Below are 20,702 nucleotides of genomic sequence, written 5' to 3'. Positions count from 1 at the left end.
GGAGTCTTCTTTCGAATATTTCAGTCGTGTGGAGGAAAACCCTGGGGCTTCGGGGCATTTACCGGTGAATCGGGTTGGCAGGTCCGAACAAAGCTGATGGCGTTCTGAGCCTGAATTCGCACATAGTCAATGAGCGTTCGATCGGAGTAGTAGGCGATATGCGGAGTGATGATGACCTCGCTTCGACCCACGAGCGGATGCTCGCCAGAAGGCGGCTCTTCATCGAGTACATCGAGTGCTGCGCCGGCCAGATGCCCGGATTCGAGTGCGGAGGCAAGCGCCGAGTGATCGATGAGGCCTCCCCTGGAAACGTTGACGAGGAAGGACTTCTCCGGCATTCGCGCCATGAAATCCGCATTGATCATGGTCTGAGTGGTCTGGCTCAGAGGAAGATGTAGACAGAGCACATCGGCTTGGGTTTGCACGTCTGCCAGTTCGCACCGGCGGATCCCGAGCCGTTCAATATCCGACTGAACCTCTGCAGTGTTCGGCAGGTACGGGTCGTATCCGATGACCTCGGCGAACAACGGAGACGCCATGTGTGCCAATTTCTTTCCGATCCGGCCGAGGCCGAGCACTCCGAGCGTCAGTTCGCTCAACCGTCGCGGGGCTACCGGTGCCCGATCGTTCCAATCCAGTGGATTGGCTGAGTGCGTGTAGAAAGGCAACTGGCGGAGGCCGGCCAGGAGGATGGACAGAGCATGTGTCGCGACTTCTTCCGTGGCTGCACCAGGAACATTGGTCACAAAGATCCCATGGTCGGTCGCGGCCTCGACATCCACGTTGTCGGTTCCCATGGACATCAACGAGATGAGCTTCAGACTCGGCAGCCTTTCGATCATGTCTCGGGTGATCTCTGAGTAGCCGGGCAGCAGGACTTCGGCACCCTGTCCACCACTGACGATCGCTTCAGGCTCCCGAGTACCGAGTACCCGGACCTCGAATCCGGCTTCTTCGAGCAGCGTGATGCCCGGGGTGATGTCCGTGTCATCGACATCGGTATAGACAGCAACTGGTGGAATCGGATTCGTCGTGGTCACAGATCCTCCTCGTGTGTGTACTCGGCAACGTCAATGTGGATCACCTGTAGACCTCCGGCAACCATGGCGGAATCCATTGCAGCCGCCAGGCCTGCCCGTGTCCTCACACGAGTCCCAGCCCCTCCGAAAGCTGCAGCCAGTCCCACCCAATCGGGTTGGAGGAGGTCAACACCGATCGGAGGTATACCGAGATCGGCCTCATTCTGTCTGATCTCTCCGTAGCCGCCGTTGTCGACAACGACGACGGTGACGTCCTGGTCTTGTTCGACCACTGTGATGAATTCCTGCACGGAGAACATCAGCGCACCGTCACCGATCACGGCGAAAGACGCCCTTTCGGGGGCGGCGATCCGCGCGCCGAGAGCGGCGGGCAGTCCATAACCGAGAGTCGCGAAGGTCCCCATGTACGGAGTCGAGTTCGGTCTCGACGCGGAGAAAACATTAAGCAGGCCGCCGTAGGCGATCCGTGAGGAGTCGGTTGCCAGAATCGCATCATCCGGCAGCGCAGAAACGATGTCCTCAGATAGTTGCGTGTTCTGCGCGGACAATTTCCGGCAATCGTCGTGAGCAGAGTTCAAGAGCTCGGCAACGATGGGCTCCGGGTTACTTGCCTCGCCGTCTCCGAGCTCCTGGACAAGAGCGCCGATCACGGCGGAGGCCTCTCCGACGAGGCCGAGTTCTGCCTGCTGGTTCTTGTTGATCTGCGATTCGAGGATATCGACCCGGATGACGGAACCGGTTGCGTCAAGACGATCAACCCAGAGTTCGGCGTCTCCGAGCTTCGACCCGATGACCAGCAGCACGTCTGCCGACCTGGCGTACTCGCGAATCGAGTGCAAACGCAGGTTGGAACCCAGAGAGAGCGGGTGCGTCTCGTCGAGCACGCCTTTGCCGTTGAGAGTTGTGACCACGGGGGCTCCCAAACGCTCAGCAAGGTGACGCACCTCGGAGGCGGCAGATCGGGCACCGCCTCCGGCCAAGATCGTCGGGGACGCGGCTGTGGTCAGCCTTCGCGCCGCCTCGGCAATGGCCTCAGCGCCGGGAGGAGGCACGGGGTCGAATGTCTGGGGCTTGAGGAGGGATGAGTCTACCTCGGTGACCTCGTCGAGAAGGTCGAGAGGGATCTCAATGTAGACGGGCCGGGGCCGGGACGTCGCGAACAGCTCGAAGGCGTCGTGAATGGAACCTATCGCTTCTTCGACCGTCGTAACGCGACGCGCCCATTCAACGACCGCGGAGGCAGCACCCAATTGGTCCTTGGTCTCGTGCAAAGTCCCTGCGTCGGCGAACCTGGCTCCACGCGGTTGTCCCGGTGACAGGATGATCATGGGCCGGGATTCGCAGAAGGCCGTGCCTGCGGCCGAAAGCGCATTGAGCAGGCCGGGCCCGCTGGTCGTGAGTACGACGCCGGGAAGTCCGCTCTGCAGTGACCATCCGTCGGCCGCGTATCCGGCGCCTTGCTCGTGCCGGGTCGTGACGGCTCGAATGCCCAAGTCAGTCAGCGGACGATAGAACTCGAGGTTGTGAGTCCCGGGAATGCCGAAGACGGTGTCGATGCCGTAACCTCTCAGCATCTCCATGACGGCCCAACCGGTGGTCCTCTTCTTCTGCGTCTCCATGGTTCAGACCTCTTCCGACTGATGACGGCGCCGACCATCAACCCAGGTTTCCAGTACAGGGATTCTTGCGATCTCTGCCGGATCGACGAGCAACGGGTCGTCTCCGAGAATGACGAAGTCGGCGCGCTTCCCGGCGGTGAGCGTCCCGAACTCGTCCTCGCGTCCCAGGCTCTTTGCCCCTTCGATAGTATGAGCCTTCAACGCTTCGGCGGCCGTGATTCTGAGGGAGTCAGGCCCGAGTTTTGCACCCCGTCGCGTCACCCGAGTGACTGCGGCCTGGATCGCCTCGAGCGGACGAGGTTCTGCAACAGGGGCGTCGGAGGAAATAGTGGTTGGGACATTGGCTGCGAGAAATTCGCCCAGAGGGTTGAAGCGCTCGCCGGGGGTCCCGATCGCTTGTTCGACGCCCTCTCCCCAGTTGTAATAGTGCTGTGTCTGGTTGACGGGGCGGATACCGAGTTCGGACATCCTGGTGATGTCCTCCGGAGTGGGCAGTCCGCAGTGTTCAATCCTGTGCCGTGCATCGGGGTCCGGGCGATCTGCGAGAGCCTGTTCGATAGCATCAACGACCATGGCGATCGCCGTCGGCGATTGCGCATGCGTGGCGGTCTGCAATCCGTTGGAGTGCGCCTTGGACACCAATTCACTGTATTCGCGCGGATCATGATAAAGCTGACCGGTGCGGCAAGGATCACCTACGTATCCTTCAGGGAAATATGCGGTCCAGCCGCCCAGTGTGCCGTCGGCATAGAGTTTGATACCCGCCACGGACAGGAAGGCATTCCCGAAGGGCCCGGTCAGGCCGAGGTCGATGACCTGGTCGAGGAGATGGGAGAGGAAATACATGGATACGCGAATCTCGAGCGCACCCCGATCAATCATCTCGAGGTAGGCTGCAAATTCTCGTTTGGACACTTGTGCGTCTCCAAGCGCGGTGACTCCGCCTGCGAGGAATTCACGCTGTACCAAGTTGAGTTGCCGCTGATGCTCGGCCGGTTCGTCGCCAAGATGGAAATTGGGCCCGTGATGACCTATTTTGACCCCGTGCAGGCCCGTGAGCACGTTGCACGCCGCATCGGAAAGCTCACCGGTCAGTTCGCCGTCCGAATCACGGAAGAATTCTCCGCCCTCGGGGTTGGGGGTGTCCTTGGTGATCCCGAATTTCTCGAAGGTGAAAGAATTCACGACTCCGCCGTGCCCGGAGGCATTCATGATGTAAACCTCACGGTCCGCGGCGATCTGGTCGAGTTCCTCCTTAGTGGGGTGTCGACGTTCGACGAGGTTCCGTTGTTCGTATCCGAAGCCGCGGATCGGCACCCCCGCGGGCAGCTTATCTGCGCCCCGACGCATGAGCTCGATGATTTCGGGGATCGACCCGGCGTTGCCGGGAGTGATGTCAATCCATGTCAGCAACTGTCCGTACATGAGTGGGTGTGCGTGCGCATCGACGAATCCGGGGACGATCGTCGCTTCTGGGCGCTCGACGCGGACGGGTTCGTATCCTGCTGCAGCCTGCTCCACCTCGGTCAGGGTTCCGACCGCTTCGATTTTGCCCCCTGCAACGAACATGGCTTCGGCGTCCGGCTTGTCATCGTCGATGGTGTGAATATGTCCGGCCGTGATGATCGTCGGTTCAGAGTTGCGATCGTCGAATGTGGCGAGCCTGCGCATCATTTCTCTCCTATGGGTTGAATGGTCGAATTGGTGGAGGGAGTGCTGGCGCCGTTTGAATCGGAATACTGGGGTGCGAACGCTGTGCCCAGCCAGGCGACGAGCGAGAGAAGTCCGAAGAAAGCGACGACCGACCAGATGCTGCCAGTGGCTGCCAGCAGTCCGCTTGCAATCGCAGGTGAAAGACCGCCCCAAACCGCCGCTCCGACGCCGTAGGCCAATGACATCGAGGTGTACCTTGCCTGAGGCTTGAACATCTGGGCCATCAAGGTCGACAACGGTGCCCAGGCACCGGACAGGGTCAGTCGGACGAGCGAGACGAGGAGGAAGATGAGCACAACGTTCCGGCCCTCGATGGCCAGAATGAGCGGGATCATGGTCAGGAATGACAGCCCTATGCCCAAGTACATGATCGTCTTACCGCCCCATTTGTCACCGAGCCAGGCCAAGGGGAGGGTGACGATGGCTTCGATGAAGGACGCAACCGTCATGGCTGCGAGGATGACCTGGGCTTTGACACCCACTTCAGGGTCGGTGGCGTAGTTCTGAACGAAGCTTGTCGCCACGACGTAGCCACCGGACGACATGGCAACGATTCCGAAGCCGAGCAGAATCGGCCACCAGTTGAACTTCAGCGCGTAAAGAATCGGTGTCGATTGCTCGGCCCCCTCGACTTTGTCTTCGAAGACCGGGGTCTCTTCGACCCGGAGTCGCACCCAGATACCCACGCCGATAAGCACCAGGGAGAAGAGGAAAGGAATCCTCCAGCCCCAGGTCATGAGCACATCGTCGCCCATGGCTGCGAGCACCCAGAAGGCTCCCGACGACAAGAGAGCACCGAACGGGTTGCCAAGCTGGGTAAAACCGCCGTAGAAGGTCTTCCATTTCTCGGGCGCGCTCTCGACGGCCATAAGGCTGGCGCCGCCCCATTCGCCCCCAACGGCCAGTCCTTGGAACATCCGTAACACGATGAGAAGTATCGGTCCGAGCATCCCCGCCATGGCATAACTGGGCAAACAGCCGACGAGAACGGTGGCCACGCCCATGACCATAAGAGTAATTGTCAGTGCGGGCTTACGACCGAGCTTGTCTCCGATGTGACCGAAGAGAACACCGCCGATGGGACGCATGAAGAAGGCAACCGCGTACGTTCCGAACGACGCCAGAGTTCCCAGAGACCTGTCGACCTCCGGGAAGAACAGCTGTGGAAAGACAATGGCCGCCGCTGTGGCGTACACATAGAAGTCATACCATTCGACTGTGGTGCCGACGGCAGCGGCGAAACCTGATCGCAACGCCTTTTTGTGCGTCTTCTCCCGGCCCAGATTCGTGGACGACATGTCGAGCTCCCTTGCTCAAGTGTGGGTTACAGACGTCCTGTAATTGCCCCACCGAATATAGGTGATTCCGCGTCATAAGAACACGCTGCATCATGGGGGAAACCGGGTATCTGCCGCGGAAATGAGAAATATTTCGGGCACTTTAGTGACGACCGATTGCTAATCTCGGGGATATACCAAATTTTTGCGGCTAGTGTTGGGCAGAATCAGTGTTTATCGAGTGAAACTGTAACGGAGGACATATTGGCAAAGTCGTCGCGGGCCAATCACCGAGATGTCAAGGATTACAGGGACCTTGATGCCGCTCTCATTCGGGCGCTGCAGGAGAACGGCCGGGCAAGCATCCACGAACTGTCACAGACCCTGGATGCCTCACGCGATCTGGTATCTCAGCGCGTCCGTCGTCTTGTGGACGAAGACGGTCTCAAGATTGTAGCGGCGGTTGACCCTGGTCATGCCGGTCGACAAGTGCTGATCCACGCGATGGTCGACATCGACGGTGCCGCTAGACCGGTGGCATCGAAGCTCTCACAATTCACCGACACGGTACTCGTGTCCATGGTCAGCGGACCACGTCCCATCGTCTTCGAATCCCGGCACGGGAACCACGAGGAAATGGAAATGCTGCTCGACGAGGTACGAGCGATCCCTTCCGTCCGTTCCATCCGCATCACCACGTATGCCGAAGTCATCAAAGGGTTCTTCGTCGCCAAGACCCGCAAGGAGATCTCCCCAGACCCCATCGACTTCGATATCATCGCAATGCTGCAACAGGATGGCCGAACCAGCTATGCCGTGTTGTCCGAAGCAGTCCACCTCTCCCCCTCGTCGGTTCGCGAACGCGTCGCAAAACTTCTCGATGCCGGCGTCATCCGCATCTCCGCCATCCAACCGGGCGGGATTTCTCGGAGTCGGTTCTCCATCGGCCTTGGGATCTCCGCCCGCGGCAACATCGATGACATCCGCGAACATCTGCGCACCACACCGAATATTGACTTCGCGGCACGCACTTATGGCAACTACGACTTCATTGCAACTGCCAACAGCCATGTGTCGAGTAAAGTCCTCGAAGTCATTGAGGATCTCAGAGCACTGCCAGGGGTCGCGTCATTGGACTCTTGGACCCACCTCGACCTCATCAAGGAGGAGTACGCCCGCCGAGTGGGGCAAGTTCTGAGACCGTGAAAGAACGGCGATTCGTGCCCCCCCCCTGAGAGCCCTCTTCACAAGCGGAGTAGGGTTGTTTTATGTCTACTTATACGACAACCAACCCGACCACCGGAGTAACCGAACGCGAATTTCCCTCGCTGGATGAGACGGGTGTCGAGCAAGTGCTCGACCGGTCGGCCAACGCATTCGCCGGCTGGAGGGCGACGCCGGCGGATCAGCGAGCATCGATCCTCACGCGGGCCGCTGACGCCTATGATGCCCGGAAGGAAGAGCTGGGGCGGCTGATCGCTGCCGAAATGGGAAAACCCTTGCAAGAAGCAATGGGCGAGGCGGAATTGGCAGGTGCGATTTTCCGCTGGTATGCCGAGAACGGCCCGCAGCTGCTGCAACAAGAACAACTCGATCCTCAGGGTGCCGCCGAATCGCTGGTCCAGACTCAGCCGATCGGTTCGCTCATTGGCGTAATGCCGTGGAACTATCCTTACTACCAAGCCGCCAGGTTCGCCGCCCCCAACCTCATGGCTGGCAATACCATCATTCTGAAACACGCCGAGATCTGCGCAGCCTCCTCGGAAGTGATGGCCGAAATCCTCCACACGGCAGGCGTACCCGACGACGCTTACATCAATGTCTTCGCTTCCAAGGAACAGATCGCTGACATGATCGCCGATCCGCGGGTGCGCGGCATCTCGTTGACCGGCAGCGAGCGGGCCGGTTCCTCGGTGGCCGAGACTGCTGGCCGGAACCTGAAGAAGGTTGTGCTCGAACTCGGCGGGTCAGATCCTCTGATTGTCCTGGACGACGCCGATATCGACCGGGTCGCAAGGAAAGCCGCGAAGGCGCGACTTTCCAATACCGGGCAGGCCTGTAATTCGCCCAAACGGATGATCGTACCGAATGCCCACCTGGATTCCTTCGTCTCCAAGATCACCACGGCTTTTAGCGAAGCACGGATCGGTGATCCTACAGATTCCGAGGTGCAGGTCGGACCGCTGTCTTCCGTTGTGGCACGGGACAATGTCGTGGCACAGGTCAGAAAGGCCGTCGAGCAAGGCGCGAGACTGCATACCGGCGGTCAACCTCTCGACGGGCCCGGGGCATTCATGCAGCCTGCGGTGCTGACCGGCGTCACCAGAGACATGGACGCCTACTCTGAAGAGATCTTCGGCCCCGTGGCTGTGGTCTACGGCGTCGATTCCGTCGATGAAGCAGTCGAGCTGGCCAATGATGTCGGTTTCGGACTCAGCGGTTCGGTCTGGAGCCCTGATATTGACCGCGCCCAGCAGGTGGCAGACAGGTTGGACGTTGGGATGGCCTATATCAACGAACACGGCACAACTCTTCCCGGGCTACCCTTCGGAGGTGTGAAACGCTCAGGGTTCGGCCGTGAACTAGGCCGCTGGGGAATGGGCGAATTCGTCAACACCCGGCTCCGTCGCACCGCGTTGAAATAACAACAGCACGCAGGTGACCTTAGTTGGTGCCGTTGGCCATTGGCTGGACAACGGCACCAATCCGGTTGACGGGGACCCCCCGGTCGCGCAGAAAGCTCGTGAAGTCATTCCCGAGGCTCGCGGTTGCCTGCTCCGACGGCATTGGTCAGAGACTTTGTTTAGGCAAAGGCAGACAAGCCCGTGATGCTCTTGCCAACGATCAAGGTGTTCATTTCCCGGGACCCCTCGAATGAATAGATGGCCTCGGCATCCGAGAAGAGCTTGGCGATTTCGTACTCGAGCACAATGCCGTTGCCTCCGAACAGTTCGCGACCCCAGGCCACCGTCTCCCGCATCCTGGTGGTGCAGAACGCTTTGGCCAGGGCCGCCTGCGCAGCCGTGTCCTCACCGTTCTCGGCCAGTTGTCCCATGCGGATGACCATCCCGAGCATCGCGGTGACGTTGCTCAGCATTTTGACCAGCAAGTCTTGAATCATCTGGAAACCACCGATCGGCTTGCCGAACTGGACTCGGGTGGTTGCGTAATTCCTGGCTACCTCGTAGGCGCGCATGGCGACGCCGGTGGCTTGCCATGCCACATCCCCTCGGGTCGCGCGCAGGATTTTCGCTACGTCTCGGAAACTGTTGATGTTCTGAAGACGGTTTGCCTCGGGAACACGCACATTCGACAATGTCAGATCGGCATTTTCCACGGTTCGCAAAGAAATTTTCCCCTGGATTTTCTCCGCCTGGAATCCTTCGGTGCCTTTTTCGACGACGAAGGCTTTGACCTGGTCGTCTTCGGTATCTCGAGCGTAGACCACGACGAGATCCGCGAAGGTACCGTTGCCGATCCACCGTTTTGCGCCGTTGAGGACCCACTCGTTGCCTTCCCGGTATGCGGTCGTGCGCATGCCCCCGGCTACGTCGGAGCCGCCCTCGGGCTCGGTCAAGGCAAAAGCGCCGATGCTCGACATGGCCACCATATCCGGCAGCCACCGCTGGCGCTGTTCCTCGTTGCCCCCACCCGCAATGGACCCCATAGCCAGACCGGTATGGACTCCCGCGGCGACGGCGAATGACGGGTCGGTCTTGTTCATCTCGATTCTGATGAAACCCGCAAGCAGTTCGCTGCGAGGCTGCGCGGGGACCCTGCTGTACTCCGGGTAACGTCCTTCCGCGACTCCGAGTGGTGACAATTTCTGGAACAGTCCCTGAGGGAACTGCCCAGCGTCCCACGCTTGCTCGGCGAGAGGTTTGATCTCAGTGGCCAAATAGTGTCGGATTCCATCCAGCTCGGTCTGCTCCTTCTCGCTGAGCAGCGATGCGTAGTCGAGGAAGTCTGATGTTGTGTTGGCGGGCTTAGACATGCGTTGTCCTTTTCGTTGGTGTTCTTGGACCCCTCCGATGACATCGGGCGGGTCTGCTGTTGTGCTGCGCCCCTGTTCAAGACCGGTTTGGACCCGTTGGTTGTCCTGCGTGTCGCGTCTGCACTGCTGTTGCCCCGGACAATCCGTGGTCGCTCCTGGTCCACAAGACTCCGATGAGGGCAAACCGGAATGCGCCGGTGCCCCAGGTGAGACAAAACTGCTGTTCTGCCGCTGCGACTCTCAGCCTGTCAGCGGCCTTTCCACTGGGGCTCCCGACGCTCGGAAAAGGCAGCGATGCCTTCGGCAAAATCCTCCGATTGCTTCAGCCTCTCGACGATCTGCGCCTGGCTGGCGAAAGCGTCGGCCTCCGTGGCGTTGTCCGCCATACGGACGACGTCTTTGACCGCCTCGAGTGCGAGCGGAGCATTGGCGCAGATGGTTGACGCAAGCTCGAGTGCAGCTTCCAGCGCGTGTCCTTCCTCTGCCAGGCGGTTGACCAGGCCGAGTTCCGAAGCACGCTGGGCGCTGAAGGTCGAGCCTGTCAGGAGCAGCTCCATCGCCAGGTGGTGAGGAATGCGCTGAGGCAACCGGATCGCCCCACCGCCTCCCGGTATCAGCCCGCGCTTGACTTCAGGCAGGCCAAGGGTTGCCGTGGTGGAGGCGACGATCAGGTCGCAGTTCAAGGCAACCTCCAGACCACCGCCCAGTGCGTAGCCTTCGACCGCGGCGATGATCGGCTTTGCAGTGACAGTTTGCACGAACCCCGCAAATCCATGTTCGGGTAGGCTGACCGGCTCATGATCGGCTGCAGCCTTGAGATCCATTCCAGCACAGAATGTCCCAGCGGCACCCGTGATAATGCCGACTCGTAACGCCGGATCGATTTCCAGCTTCTCGATCGCAGCCCGTAGCCCGCGGGCAAGGTCCGCGTTGACGGCATTTTTCTTCTCCGGTCGATTCAGAGTGATAACCAGAATGGAGTCTTTTGCTTGCATTTCTACAGCTTGGTTCATGCGACTTCACTTCCTTCCGATGTGATGTCGACTGTATGCGGAGTAGAGGACTGTTGCGACAATTCCGTCAGAACGGCTTCTGTGTCCGCTCCCTGCACGGGTGCAAGACGACGCACAGAAGAGGGGGTTTCCGAGAACCGCATCGGAATACCGATGACCTTGGTCGGCCCTTCGGTGGGGTGCTCGGCGGTATCAAGGAGATGACCTGAACGGACGTATTCGTCCTCCGCGGCGTCGTCAAGTTTGAGCACGGGACCGAACGGGACATTTTTCTCAGAGCACACCGCAGACCATTCCTCCAGGCTCAAGGCTGAGATGCACTCGTCGAGTCGCGAGTTCATCAACTGGCCATGTTCCCTGGGGCTGAAAGGACTCTCGTCGAGCAGAGGATCGGCGGCCCAGTCCTCCCGCCCCGCGGCGGCGAATACGTCCTTGAAATTCTGGCCGGTGTAAGGCAAGACGACGGCCAAACGGCCGTCTCGCGTCGTGCGAGCGTAATGCCCTTTATTCAAGGACAGCGGGAAACCCGTGTCGCTCAACGGTGGATCGAAGGACTTGCCCTGAAGGTGTTCAACGAGGGTAAAGGCAATCATCGTATCGGCCATGGGCACTTCCACGAGCTGACCTGGGCCGCCATGAGCGCGGTTGTACAACGCCGCCAAGGCGCTGTAGACCATGGTGAGGCCCGATACCTTGTCTGCGATGATCGTCGGCAGAATAACCGGTTTCTGGATATCATCCGCGCGACTGGACACGTCCAATAATCCGGATGCCGCCTGAATCGTCTCGTCGTATGCGGCCAGGTTCGCACGATCCGAATCGGGGCGAAAACCCTGCGCATGGACATAGACGAGGTGTGGAACGGCGTCCTTGATCGCTTCATAGTCAAGTCCCAAACGGGATAGCGCAGAGATGCGCATGTTAGTGATCAGGATATCGGCGGACTTGAGCAACCGCATAGCAGCCTCGTGACCGTCTTCAGATTTAAGATCCAGGTTGATACTGCGTTTGTTTCGGTTGACGTTCAAGTGCAATGGGCCCATGCCGGGGGTTCGGGCGTAGAGGCCATTGCGGGCGCTGTCTCGTGGCGATTCGATTTTGATAACATCCGCACCCAGATCGCCGAGAATTTGCGCGGCATAGGGGCCCATCACGACTGTCGCCATATCAATAACACGAACTCCCGAAAGAGGTCCATGATTGGCGTTGTTTGAATTATTCGAGAACTTTTTTTCCACTGTCTCCCCTTCACAACTCATGGGATGACTCTAACGCTCTTGGGGCCAATTGCGATCGTTTAAATATCACCGATGGGAGAATAGTATTGTGACCACAGCGATCACGGTCCGCTCAAAGGTACCGGAAGCCGATATCAGCCGACATTGGAGGCTTATCGGATCGATATGCGGAAATGATTTCGGGCGGCAGCGACTAAGTCGTGAAACGGACTCTCAGGGCTCTCCGACGAAGTATTCATCACTAACCCGGTTGCCAATTTCGGCGCGAAGTCACTGAACGGCAGGGCGGTCACCAGCCCTTGCCGGATCATGTCTCCGTGAGCATTATGATCCAGTGTCGTCAGCGCGAAAGCGTTGCCATTGGCGACCAATTCGGCCGGACTGGAATAATCTCCGGAGGAAAGAGTCACGTGGTCCACCAAACCTGCGGCCGTCAAACGCACGGCAATTTGTTCAAAATACGTTGGAGACAAGGACATCGGCGGTTTGACAAAAACCATTCCCGACAAATCTGAAATGCTGACGCATTGCTTTTCAGGAAACCGACGTGACGGGAGCAGAATACCCACATCTTCGCTAAATATTTGCTCACACATAACGTCCGCGCCTTGGGCGGGAAGATGGACCAACGCGAATCCCAAAACTTTCGACTGGACCGCGCGAACCAAGTCGCTGCTGCCACCCGGCCATCGTTCAATGGTGAATTTATGACTATTTTCGAATGCGAATTCCGAAAGCGCTTGGTCTACTTTGGGGTGCAGCCACGGAGGCACACCTATCGAAAACCGTGGGAGCGCAGTTTCGTCGAGTTGTTTCAGGCGTATTCCGAGTGTGTCGAAGTCCGTGAGGGTTTGGCGGGCCATAGGGAGAAGAGCGCGGCCGTGCACGGTGAGCGAGACGTTTCTCGAATTTCGCTCGAATATCTGGAGGCCGAGCTCGCGCTCAAGATCTTTGATTCTTTGGCTCAATGGAGAGGTAGCCATGTGAAGGGATTTGGCTGCCCCGGAGAAACTCAGGTTCTCTGCTACCGCCACGAAGTAGCGCAGGTGGTATACCTCCATAGGTTGCCACTGTACCAAGTCAAGGACCAGCACGGAGTTGACTTGTCTGATGGCCGAGAGTCTCGCGTCATCACCCGGCCGATTCGATCCGCGGCCGCTGGGCACTGCCTCACAGGGATGTTTTGGGGTCTCGAAGGGAGCAGGCAATGTGTTTCCCCGCCGCGAACCCGCGAGTGATCGCCGGACCAAGCGTTGACCCCCCGGCGGGATAGCCGCCGGCAAACACGGTCGCAGAAACGTTCCCGGCTGCATACAGTCCACTGATCAGTGAGCCGTCAAACCGCATGACCCGTCCGTGGTGATCGGTCGCCAAGCCACCCGATGTTCCCAAGGCCCCACAGTGAACTGGCACCGCAAAGTAGGGTGGTTCGACGAGGGGCGCGAGGCAGGGATTCGGGGTGACGGCTGAGTCTCCGAGGAAGCGGTCCTCGGCGGAGGAGCCTCGGTCAAATGCGCGATCGTTGCCCGAAGATGCATCGGAGTTGAAAGCCTGCACCTCGTCGACCAGATTTTCCGGGTCCACACCGATCCGTTCTGCCAATTCCGCCAGGGACGAGCCCGCAATCATCCATTCGGCAGGTTTTCCCGGGGTCGAACCGGCCACGGGATAGTGCTCCATGTAGCGCTGATCGAAAATCAGCCACGCCGGCTGCCCTTTCGGCTCGAGTCGGTGTTGATCGATTGAACCCATCACCAACGACGCATCGTGGTAGTTCAGCGCCTCGTTGACAAACCTTCGCCCATCAGGGCCGACGGTGATCGAACCGGGCAGGGTCATTTCCACATTGCCCATCCTTCCGGACTGCCTCCCGTCATAGGTCTGGTCCGGAGGGGTAATCACGGGGACGCCCCAGAACGTCGTCATGGACGCCACGGCCGCACCGATACTGAGGCCATGCAGTAGGCCGTCTCCCTCATTCGAGGGCGCGGAGATCGGCACGATGGGGTGGGGTAAGAAAGCCTTCTGGAGCTCCTGATTCCACTCGAACCCTCCGGAAGCCATCACGATGATGTCAGCCTCAATGCTTTGATTCCCCACGGTGACGAGCCATCCCCCGTGTTCGGTTTGTTCAAGGCCTGTCATGCGTGCATTCGAAAAGACCGTGACCCCGCGGTCCAGAGCAGAGACCAACAAACTGGCCGCAAGGGCGCCTCCCATGGTTCGTATCCCGTGTTCTGCGCGTCGTTGGAGCAGATCGGCATCGGGCGCCGCACCGTCAAGACCGTCCCGTTCCGCCATAGTCAATAACGGGAAATAGCTTGACGGTCGCAAGGCCTCCTGGAGCCCGTCCACCGAACCGACGTCAAAGGCGTCGTTGTCCAAGCTTCGCCCGCCCCTGCTCGCCCCCTCGAACTCGAGACGGTAATCGGGGCGCGCCAACGGAGTAAGACTTACACGGGTCTTCTCAACCAACCAGTCGACGGCCTCCGCAGAACAATCCACATACCACTCAATGTCTTCTCGATCGATCTTCGCGCCAGTAGCCGCAGTCAGATATTCGATCGCCTCCTCACGAGAATCCTCATAACCGGCCTTCGTTCCGAGCGAATTGGCAGGGGCCCACAGGACGCCTCCGCCAACGGCGGTTGTACCACCGAGTTGTTCGGCCTTTTCGAGGACAACGACCTCGTGGGTGCCGTCAGCTGCCCGCGTCGCGGCGGTCAGGCCGGCCGCGCCGGAACCGATGACCACGATGTCAGTCCGTTCCGGCAGGTCACGGAGGGGTGTGGTGATCATGGAGCCTCTTTCGTAGGCATGTCGATGAGAATCTTTCCGATACGACGAGTCGTGTCACGCATGGTTTCAAAGGCTTCGTTCACGTCCCGAAGATCGAATCGGTGCGTGATCAACGCGTCCACCGTCTCGGGGTATCGGCAGATCAGGTCCAGGGCTTTCGGGATGAGGCCACGACTGTTGCGGCTGCCCAGAAGGGAGATCTCCTTGAACGGGAGGAGGTTCAGGGGGAAATTCGCGGGACGGGTGGAGATACCCACCTGGACTACACGTCCGGCGGGAGCGACCACATTGATCGCATTGCCCAGTGACGACGGTACGCCCGTCGCTTCGATGACAAGCTGCGGCCCTTCCGGAGCGGAACATTCCAGCGCCGAAGCGAGATCGGCCGCAGGAAATTGTTGATCCGGGACGATCAGCAGTGTTCCATCGGCGCCGAATTCTCGTGCGAGCTCTAGCCGATCGGCGATCGTGTCCGCGGTGATGACCGTGACCCCCAGGTCATGCAATGCCAATGTCGCCAACAGCCCGATTGGCCCCGCACCCAGGACAAGGGCAGATTCCCCCTCGATCGCTTGTGCACGGGCGACTGCCTCGAGGGAGATCGCGGCCGGCTCCGCGACGGCCCCCAGTTCCGTTGGCATTCCCTCCGGAATACGGTGCAAGCGCACGGCCGCGACGGGAAGATATTCGACAAGTCCGCCGTCGCAGTAGCAACCGAAAACGGTCAGGTAGGGGCATACGTTGTCGTGACCCGATCGGCACGCCCGGCACTGCCCGCAGGCGATCAACGGATCCACTGCCACGCGATCCCCGACCGCCACGGTCTCAACGCCCGGAGCCACCTCGGCCACCGTTCCGGATAGTTCGTGGCCCTGGATCAGGGGCAGCTCAGAGGTGTAGTCGTCCTCGTAAATATGAAGATCGGTCCCGCACAATGTGACGTGCTCGATGCGCACGAGCGCTTCTCCGGCAGACACCGGCGGCAGGGGGACCGTCACATACTCAAGAGTGTGCGCCGCAACGGTCCGAACCGCATGCATGGTCTCTGTATTCATGAGGCGTCCTTGCCCGAGACGAGACGATCCGCTCCGAATTTGGGAGTCCAAGTCCGGATGATGCGTGCAACATAGCCGTGCTGCTTGAACGGCTCCTGATCCATGACCTCCTCGACGGCAGCCGCGGAGTCCGCCCGGATGATCAGGAGCGCTCCTTTGTCGCCACCATCGATGTCGGTCGGCCCTGAAACCACCAGGCGCCCGGCGTCGAACTGCTCTTGTAGGAATGCCAGATGCTCTTCTTGATGCTCCGCACGACCGGTTTCGGATCCCTCGGCGTAGCGGTAGTCGACTGCGAAAAGTCCCATGTTGATTCCTCAATTCATTAGGAGAAAATGTGCGTTGAATCGGGTCGAAGCACAGCGTCGGAGGCCGACCCGAGGATCACCGTGACGGCCGTTATGGCCGCCGTCCCTCAACGAACATCCTCCGGGGAGAAATCGAGACTGGACAATACCTTTCGCTCATTAATTCATAATGAGTCCGATACTGTGTACATATCCGCACATAATCTTCGAGGGGGCCAAATGATGGAACTGCGGTGGCTGGAAGCGTTTGTTGCGGTCGCGGAAGAGCTTCACTTCGGACGAGCTGCGGAGAGATTGCACATGGCACAATCTCCGCTGAGCCAAGTTATTCGCAAGCTTGAGAAAAACGTCGGTTCACCGCTTTTCAAACGGAGTACCCGGACCGTGGAGCTGACCGCCCCAGGGCAGGCCCTGCTTCCGTACGCCTACCGAATCCTGCGAAGCTTGAATAACGCTATGGACGCGGCCCGCAGCGCGGAAGGCGTGCCCACGGGACGATTTACCCTTGGATTCTCAGGGATGCACAATCACGACACTCTCCCCTGCATCACTCGAGCCCTGAGAGAAAACTTTCCTGGTATCGATCTCAACCTCGTCGGCGGCATCCGCACCTTTGACGGCATGCGCCAAGTACGCAACGGAGATTTGGACGCCAGCTTCTTAGGCATCATCGGCGACGTTGGCCCGCCGTTACGGGCTCGCGAAATCTCGCGCCACCACTTGGGGGTCGTGGTACCGACGGATCATCCGCTCGCCCATCGAGATGCGATTCCGATCCATCAATTGCGTGGAGAATCTTTCGTCATGGGTCCGGTCGACGGCAACTCCTCAATGACCGTTGCGGCCCTACAAATCTGCCACGCGGCCGGATTCCAACCCGAAATAGCACAAGCCGTCAGTGATCCGTTCCTCATCGTATCCATGGTGGCCGCCGGGGTCGGCATCACGATCTTACCCTCGGAGGTTCTGCCGATCCTGCCCGAGGCCGCAACCTGGATCGAGCTCGAGGGTGATCCAGTGCCGTTCAGCCACGGAGTCGTATGGTCCGATGACAACGAGTCCGAACCCCTTCAGGCATTCCTGACCATCCTGGACTCTGTCTTCCCCGAACCGACACTCCAGTAACTATGTTCCGGGCCCACATAGTCCGAGTGCTATTAAGTCTTGGATTTTAACAATCTCTGTACATACTCTCGTAAGGTATCGCATATCACACCTAGCCAGGTCGTTCATCTGAGAACCTCCGGTGTACCCCGAGCCTGGGCGAGAAGGAGACCACGATGACGACGGAGTCATTGAATCCGAGCAAGATATACAGCGAGAAGAAACGCCGCAATGCCCGCACCGCGGCGATTTCAGGATTTGCCGGAAGTGCCCTGGAGTACTACGACTTCTTCATCTTCGCGACAGCGGCCGCTCTGTACCTTCAAGACTTGTACTTCCCGGGTGGCGGAACCACCGGACAATTGTTCTCCTTGGCAACCATAGGTGTCGCTTACATCACCCGTCCGCTCGGCGCACTGCTGTGGGGTCATCTGGGTGATGTCATCGGACGCAAGAAAGTCTTGATTATGGTGCTCATCCTGATGGGCGCCTCCACATTCGTGATCGGGCTGGTCCCCACGTACGCGTCCATCGGCATCTGGGCTCCCATCATCGTGGTTGTTCTGCGACTGGCCCAGGGCTTGTCCGCCGGCGGTGAGTCTCCCGGCTCGGCCTCGCTGACCATGGAACATGCCCCCGACCATCGCAGAGGCTTCTTCTCGAGTTGGACGCTTTCCGGAGTCACCTTCGGAATCGTCCTGTCTTCAGCGGTTTTCATCCCGTTGCAGGCCCTGCCCGAGGAATCCTTGATGAGCTGGGGTTGGCGCGTGCCATTCCTACTTTCCGCGCTGGTGACGGCAATAGCTTTAGTACTGCGCCGCACCCTTGATGAGCCCGAGGAATTCACAGAGACCAAAGAGCTCGACCTGGTCGTCAAGGTTCCTGCATTCGAACTTTTCCGCCACCATCCGAAGACCCTTCTGCTGGTCACCGGAATGACCCTTTTCACGATGGTCAACACCATCATCAATGTTTTCGCCCTCGCCTACGGCTCCAACGTGGCCGGTATCCCCAGGCAGGACATGCTGACCTTCGTCAGCGTCGCCAACCTCATTGCCGTTTTCGCGCTGCCGCTATGGGGCATGCTCTCGGACAGGATCGGAAGAAAACCGGTATTCATTGCTGGAATCATCGCCCAGGTGATTCTGATCTTCGCGTTCTTCTGGATCCTGGCCGGAAGTGTCACGGCTAATATTTGGTGGGTCTGGATTATCGGAATCCTGCTGATCGCCGGCGGCTACTCGATGAGCAATGCGGTCTATCCCGCGTACTTCCCCGAACAGTTCCCCACCAACGTGCGCTACTCCGGCATGGCGATCTGCCTCATGATCGGTCTGCTCCTGGCCGGCTTCACCCCCGCGATCGCTGAGTCCATCTCGGGCCCGCACCACAATTGGTTTGGCGTCGCCCTCTTCTCTGCAATCTGCGTCGCCATCTCCGGAGTCTGTGCAGCATTCAGCACGGAAACGTACCGGACTCCGACCTCGGAACTCGGTAGAAGCGGCGCTTGAGCCTCGCTGAGAACCCCGATTCACTCGCGCGAGTCACGCCGCGAGGCTCGCGCTCCGAACGCTCGCGCCCGCAACCGACCGATCATTCAATCATTAAGCCACCAGTGGCTCACGACCCAGCAACGTCGGATCCGGCGTTCCCCGGCCGAATAATGCACGACCACGACCCAAAGATTATGGAGGCCCTAGCAGTGGACCAGATCGAAAAAGGAACAATTCCGGAGGCGTGGGATGAGGAATACGACCTGGTGGTCCTCGGAACAGGGGCCGCCGGGTTGTCCGCAGCCGTCACAGGAGCCTGCGAAGGACTCAAAGTCCTCACGATCGAGAAGACCGATTACATCGGGGGTACCACCGCATATTCGGCGGGAACCTGCTGGATCCCGAACAACCAGTTCCAAGTGGCCAACGGAAACACTGACGACTCCGAGAAGGCCGAGCGCTATCTGGACCAGTTGGTCGGCGACAAATCTGATAAGTCGATGCGCCAGGCCTACCTGGACAATGGGCCCAAGATGCTCAAATACATGGAAAAACTGGGGGTCGAATTCCTGCACTCGCCAAGCGTCGTCGACTACCACTCCGAACTCCTCGAATCCGGTATGACGGGACGCGCACTGGAACCCAAGCCCTTCGACGGCCGTCGATTAGGACGGGAAAACTTCCGCCACGTGCGCCGTCCCGTGCCCGAATTTTCCCTGATGAACGGGGAACTCATGGTTCGACGCCCCGAGGTAAACACCTTGTTGGGATTGTTTTCCAAGAAGGCCGGAGCCACGACCAAGGCCGTGTTCACGGCACTCAGATTGGGGATGCGGTGGGCCGTGGACCGCCTGCAATACCCCCGCGGAACCCGTCTGGTCATGGGTAACGCGCTGGTCGCACGCCTCTACAACCGACTCCTCGAGATGGACGGAGCCGTGTGGCTCGACGCCCGTGTCACGCAGCTGTTTCGTGAGGATCGCGAAGAAGGCGGCGGTGTCGTCGGGCTCTGTGTTCAGCACGAGTCACGAGAGATCGCCGTCCGGGCGACGCACGGCGTCGTACTCGCCGGCGGCGGATTCTCGCAGAACCCACAGATGCGCGAGAAGTACATGCCGGACCCGACACCACAGTTCTCGCGGGCCAACGAAGGGGCGACAGGAGACACCCTGAAGCTTGCGACGTCGATCGGGGCTCGGCTGGGCAATGACAACCGGGAAAATGCCCTGTGGTTTCCTTCCTCGGTGGGTACGCGCAAAGACGGCTCAACGGCCGTGTTTCCCCACATCTGGGACCGCGGAAAGCCAGGAGTCATGGCCGTGAACGAGAGAGGCGAGAGATTCGTAGACGAGTCGACGTCGTATCACCGGTTCGTCCGTGCGATGTACGCACATGACAGCGTTCCTGCCTGGCTCATCGTGGACTCGAAGGCCCTCGCCACCTATGGCCTGGGCATCATCACGATGCCGCATCTGCCCCGTATCGCCTTGAAAAAGTACGTCGACTCAGGGTATCTGCATCAAGGAGCGACTCTCAGGGAGCTGGCCGAGAGCATCGGTATCTCAACCGATTCTCTGGAGAAGACCGTCGAGCGCTACAACGGTTTCGCAGAAATGGGCAAGGACGAGGACTTTCACAAGGGCGAGTCGCTATTCGGGCGTGTAGCCGGAGATCCCGAGCACGAGCCCAATCCGAATATCGGGCCGGTCTCCACAGCTCCGTACTACGCAATTCGCGTGGTTCCGACCCCCTTGGCAACGTCGTTCGGTGCGTCCATCACAGAAAAGGCACAGGTCGTGGACGAGTCGTGGGACCTCATCCCCGGTCTGTACGCCGTCGGCAACGATGCCCAATCCGTTTTCAGCTCCGAATATCCCGGCGCCGGTACCCAGGTGGGATCCGGAATGACTTTCGGCTGGGTCGCGGCTCAGGATGCCGCAGGCCGAACCTCGAAGTCGCGGCCGGCCCACGGGCACCCCCACCCACGGAAAGAGCGCGGATAAGACCGGCCTTCCGGAAGGGTCCAAGGGACCCGAGGAGACGTGGGCA

Annotated in this window: 16 protein-coding genes; 5 read left to right on the top strand and 11 right to left on the bottom strand. The window is 59.6% G+C overall.

Features of this window, described 5'->3' with window-relative positions; translation table 11 throughout:
• Positions 1-20 precede the first annotated feature (20 nt).
• Genes EWR20_RS05040 through EWR20_RS05025 form a run of 4 tightly spaced genes read right to left on the bottom strand, consistent with a single transcriptional unit; the run spans position 21 to position 5,670 of the window.
• Positions 21-1,040, bottom strand: a complete 1,020-nt coding sequence (locus EWR20_RS05040; protein ID WP_129359556.1) for a C-terminal binding protein — start codon at positions 1,038-1,040, stop codon at positions 21-23.
• On the bottom strand, positions 1,037-2,659 hold the full coding sequence (locus EWR20_RS05035; protein WP_129359555.1) for a thiamine pyrophosphate-binding protein: 1,623 nt from the start codon (positions 2,657-2,659) through the stop codon (positions 1,037-1,039). Before EWR20_RS05035 ends, EWR20_RS05040 begins: the two co-directional genes overlap by 4 nt.
• 3 nt (positions 2,660-2,662) lie before the next feature.
• Positions 2,663-4,330, bottom strand: coding sequence for an amidohydrolase (locus EWR20_RS05030; protein WP_129360117.1), 1,668 nt, complete (start codon positions 4,328-4,330; stop codon positions 2,663-2,665).
• A complete protein-coding gene (locus EWR20_RS05025; RefSeq protein WP_129359554.1) occupies positions 4,330-5,670 on the bottom strand; it encodes an MFS transporter in 1,341 nt (446 codons plus the stop codon). The genes EWR20_RS05030 and EWR20_RS05025 overlap by 1 nt, the downstream gene beginning before the upstream one ends.
• Positions 5,671-5,913: 243 nt before the next feature.
• Between EWR20_RS05025 and EWR20_RS05020 the strand changes: the two genes are divergently transcribed.
• A complete protein-coding gene (locus EWR20_RS05020; RefSeq protein WP_238147593.1) occupies positions 5,914-6,855 on the top strand; it encodes an Lrp/AsnC family transcriptional regulator in 942 nt (313 codons plus the stop codon).
• 62 nt (positions 6,856-6,917) lie between these two features.
• Positions 6,918-8,294, top strand: a complete 1,377-nt coding sequence (locus EWR20_RS05015; protein ID WP_129359553.1) for an NAD-dependent succinate-semialdehyde dehydrogenase — start codon at positions 6,918-6,920, stop codon at positions 8,292-8,294.
• A gap of 158 nt (positions 8,295-8,452) precedes the next feature.
• Here EWR20_RS05015 and EWR20_RS05010 read toward each other — a convergent pair whose 3' ends face one another.
• The 7 genes from EWR20_RS05010 to EWR20_RS04980 form a co-directional block, all read right to left on the bottom strand.
• Positions 8,453-9,643, bottom strand: coding sequence for an acyl-CoA dehydrogenase family protein (locus EWR20_RS05010; protein ID WP_129359552.1), 1,191 nt, complete (start codon positions 9,641-9,643; stop codon positions 8,453-8,455).
• Positions 9,644-9,891: 248 nt separating this feature from the next.
• Positions 9,892-10,656, bottom strand: coding sequence for a crotonase/enoyl-CoA hydratase family protein (locus EWR20_RS05005; protein ID WP_129359551.1), 765 nt, complete (start codon positions 10,654-10,656; stop codon positions 9,892-9,894).
• Positions 10,653-11,915 (bottom strand): CaiB/BaiF CoA transferase family protein, encoded by a 1,263-nt coding sequence (locus EWR20_RS05000; RefSeq protein WP_129359550.1) that lies wholly within the window; start codon positions 11,913-11,915, stop codon positions 10,653-10,655. The genes EWR20_RS05005 and EWR20_RS05000 overlap by 4 nt, the downstream gene beginning before the upstream one ends.
• A gap of 131 nt (positions 11,916-12,046) precedes the next feature.
• The gene (locus EWR20_RS04995; protein WP_129359549.1) at positions 12,047-12,955 is read right to left on the bottom strand and encodes a LysR family transcriptional regulator; all 909 of its coding nucleotides are present in this window, start codon (positions 12,953-12,955) and stop codon (positions 12,047-12,049) included.
• Between the two features lie 109 nt (positions 12,956-13,064).
• Complete coding sequence (locus tag EWR20_RS04990) at positions 13,065-14,693, bottom strand: FAD-dependent oxidoreductase (RefSeq protein ID WP_129359548.1); 1,629 nt, start codon at positions 14,691-14,693, stop codon at positions 13,065-13,067.
• Positions 14,690-15,748, bottom strand: coding sequence for a zinc-dependent alcohol dehydrogenase (locus EWR20_RS04985; RefSeq protein ID WP_129359547.1), 1,059 nt, complete (start codon positions 15,746-15,748; stop codon positions 14,690-14,692). The genes EWR20_RS04990 and EWR20_RS04985 overlap by 4 nt, the downstream gene beginning before the upstream one ends.
• Positions 15,745-16,056 carry a YciI family protein gene (locus EWR20_RS04980; protein WP_129359546.1) on the bottom strand — a complete coding sequence of 104 codons (312 nt, stop codon included), beginning with the start codon at positions 16,054-16,056 and terminating at the stop codon, positions 15,745-15,747. Before EWR20_RS04980 ends, EWR20_RS04985 begins: the two co-directional genes overlap by 4 nt.
• A gap of 219 nt (positions 16,057-16,275) precedes the next feature.
• Here EWR20_RS04980 and EWR20_RS04975 point away from each other — a divergent pair, with 219 nt between their 5' ends.
• From EWR20_RS04975 to EWR20_RS04965, 3 genes are all read left to right on the top strand, one after another.
• Positions 16,276-17,181, top strand: coding sequence for a LysR family transcriptional regulator (locus EWR20_RS04975; RefSeq protein ID WP_165000959.1), 906 nt, complete (start codon positions 16,276-16,278; stop codon positions 17,179-17,181).
• A gap of 155 nt (positions 17,182-17,336) precedes the next feature.
• On the top strand, positions 17,337-18,671 hold the full coding sequence (locus EWR20_RS04970; protein WP_129359544.1) for an MFS transporter: 1,335 nt from the start codon (positions 17,337-17,339) through the stop codon (positions 18,669-18,671).
• A 191-nt stretch (positions 18,672-18,862) separates the two neighbouring features.
• Positions 18,863-20,656 carry an FAD-dependent oxidoreductase gene (locus tag EWR20_RS04965; protein WP_202864781.1) on the top strand — a complete coding sequence of 598 codons (1,794 nt, stop codon included), beginning with the start codon at positions 18,863-18,865 and terminating at the stop codon, positions 20,654-20,656.
• Positions 20,657-20,702 lie beyond the last annotated feature (46 nt).

This window comes from Rothia uropygioeca (assembly GCF_004136585.1).
Classification (GTDB): domain Bacteria; phylum Actinomycetota; class Actinomycetes; order Actinomycetales; family Micrococcaceae; genus Rothia.
This window is presented reverse-complemented; position numbering and strand designations above follow the sequence as displayed.

Coding starts and splice junctions, on each gene's coding strand:
- EWR20_RS05030 (WP_129360117.1), bottom strand. CDS start 4,330: ATGCGCAGGCTCGCCACATTCGACGATCGCAACTCTGAACCGACGATC.
- EWR20_RS04990 (WP_129359548.1), bottom strand. CDS start 14,693: ATGATCACCACACCCCTCCGTGACCTGCCGGAACGGACTGACATCGTG.
- EWR20_RS05025 (WP_129359554.1), bottom strand. CDS start 5,670: ATGTCGTCCACGAATCTGGGCCGGGAGAAGACGCACAAAAAGGCGTTG.
- EWR20_RS04980 (WP_129359546.1), bottom strand. CDS start 16,056: ATGGGACTTTTCGCAGTCGACTACCGCTACGCCGAGGGATCCGAAACC.
- EWR20_RS05035 (WP_129359555.1), bottom strand. CDS start 2,659: ATGGAGACGCAGAAGAAGAGGACCACCGGTTGGGCCGTCATGGAGATG.
- EWR20_RS05000 (WP_129359550.1), bottom strand. CDS start 11,915: ATGAGTTGTGAAGGGGAGACAGTGGAAAAAAAGTTCTCGAATAATTCA.
- EWR20_RS04970 (WP_129359544.1), top strand. CDS start 17,337: ATGACGACGGAGTCATTGAATCCGAGCAAGATATACAGCGAGAAGAAA.
- EWR20_RS05015 (WP_129359553.1), top strand. CDS start 6,918: ATGTCTACTTATACGACAACCAACCCGACCACCGGAGTAACCGAACGC.
- EWR20_RS05010 (WP_129359552.1), bottom strand. CDS start 9,643: ATGTCTAAGCCCGCCAACACAACATCAGACTTCCTCGACTACGCATCG.
- EWR20_RS04975 (WP_165000959.1), top strand. CDS start 16,276: ATGATGGAACTGCGGTGGCTGGAAGCGTTTGTTGCGGTCGCGGAAGAG.
- EWR20_RS04985 (WP_129359547.1), bottom strand. CDS start 15,748: ATGAATACAGAGACCATGCATGCGGTTCGGACCGTTGCGGCGCACACT.
- EWR20_RS04995 (WP_129359549.1), bottom strand. CDS start 12,955: ATGGAGGTATACCACCTGCGCTACTTCGTGGCGGTAGCAGAGAACCTG.
- EWR20_RS05005 (WP_129359551.1), bottom strand. CDS start 10,656: ATGAACCAAGCTGTAGAAATGCAAGCAAAAGACTCCATTCTGGTTATC.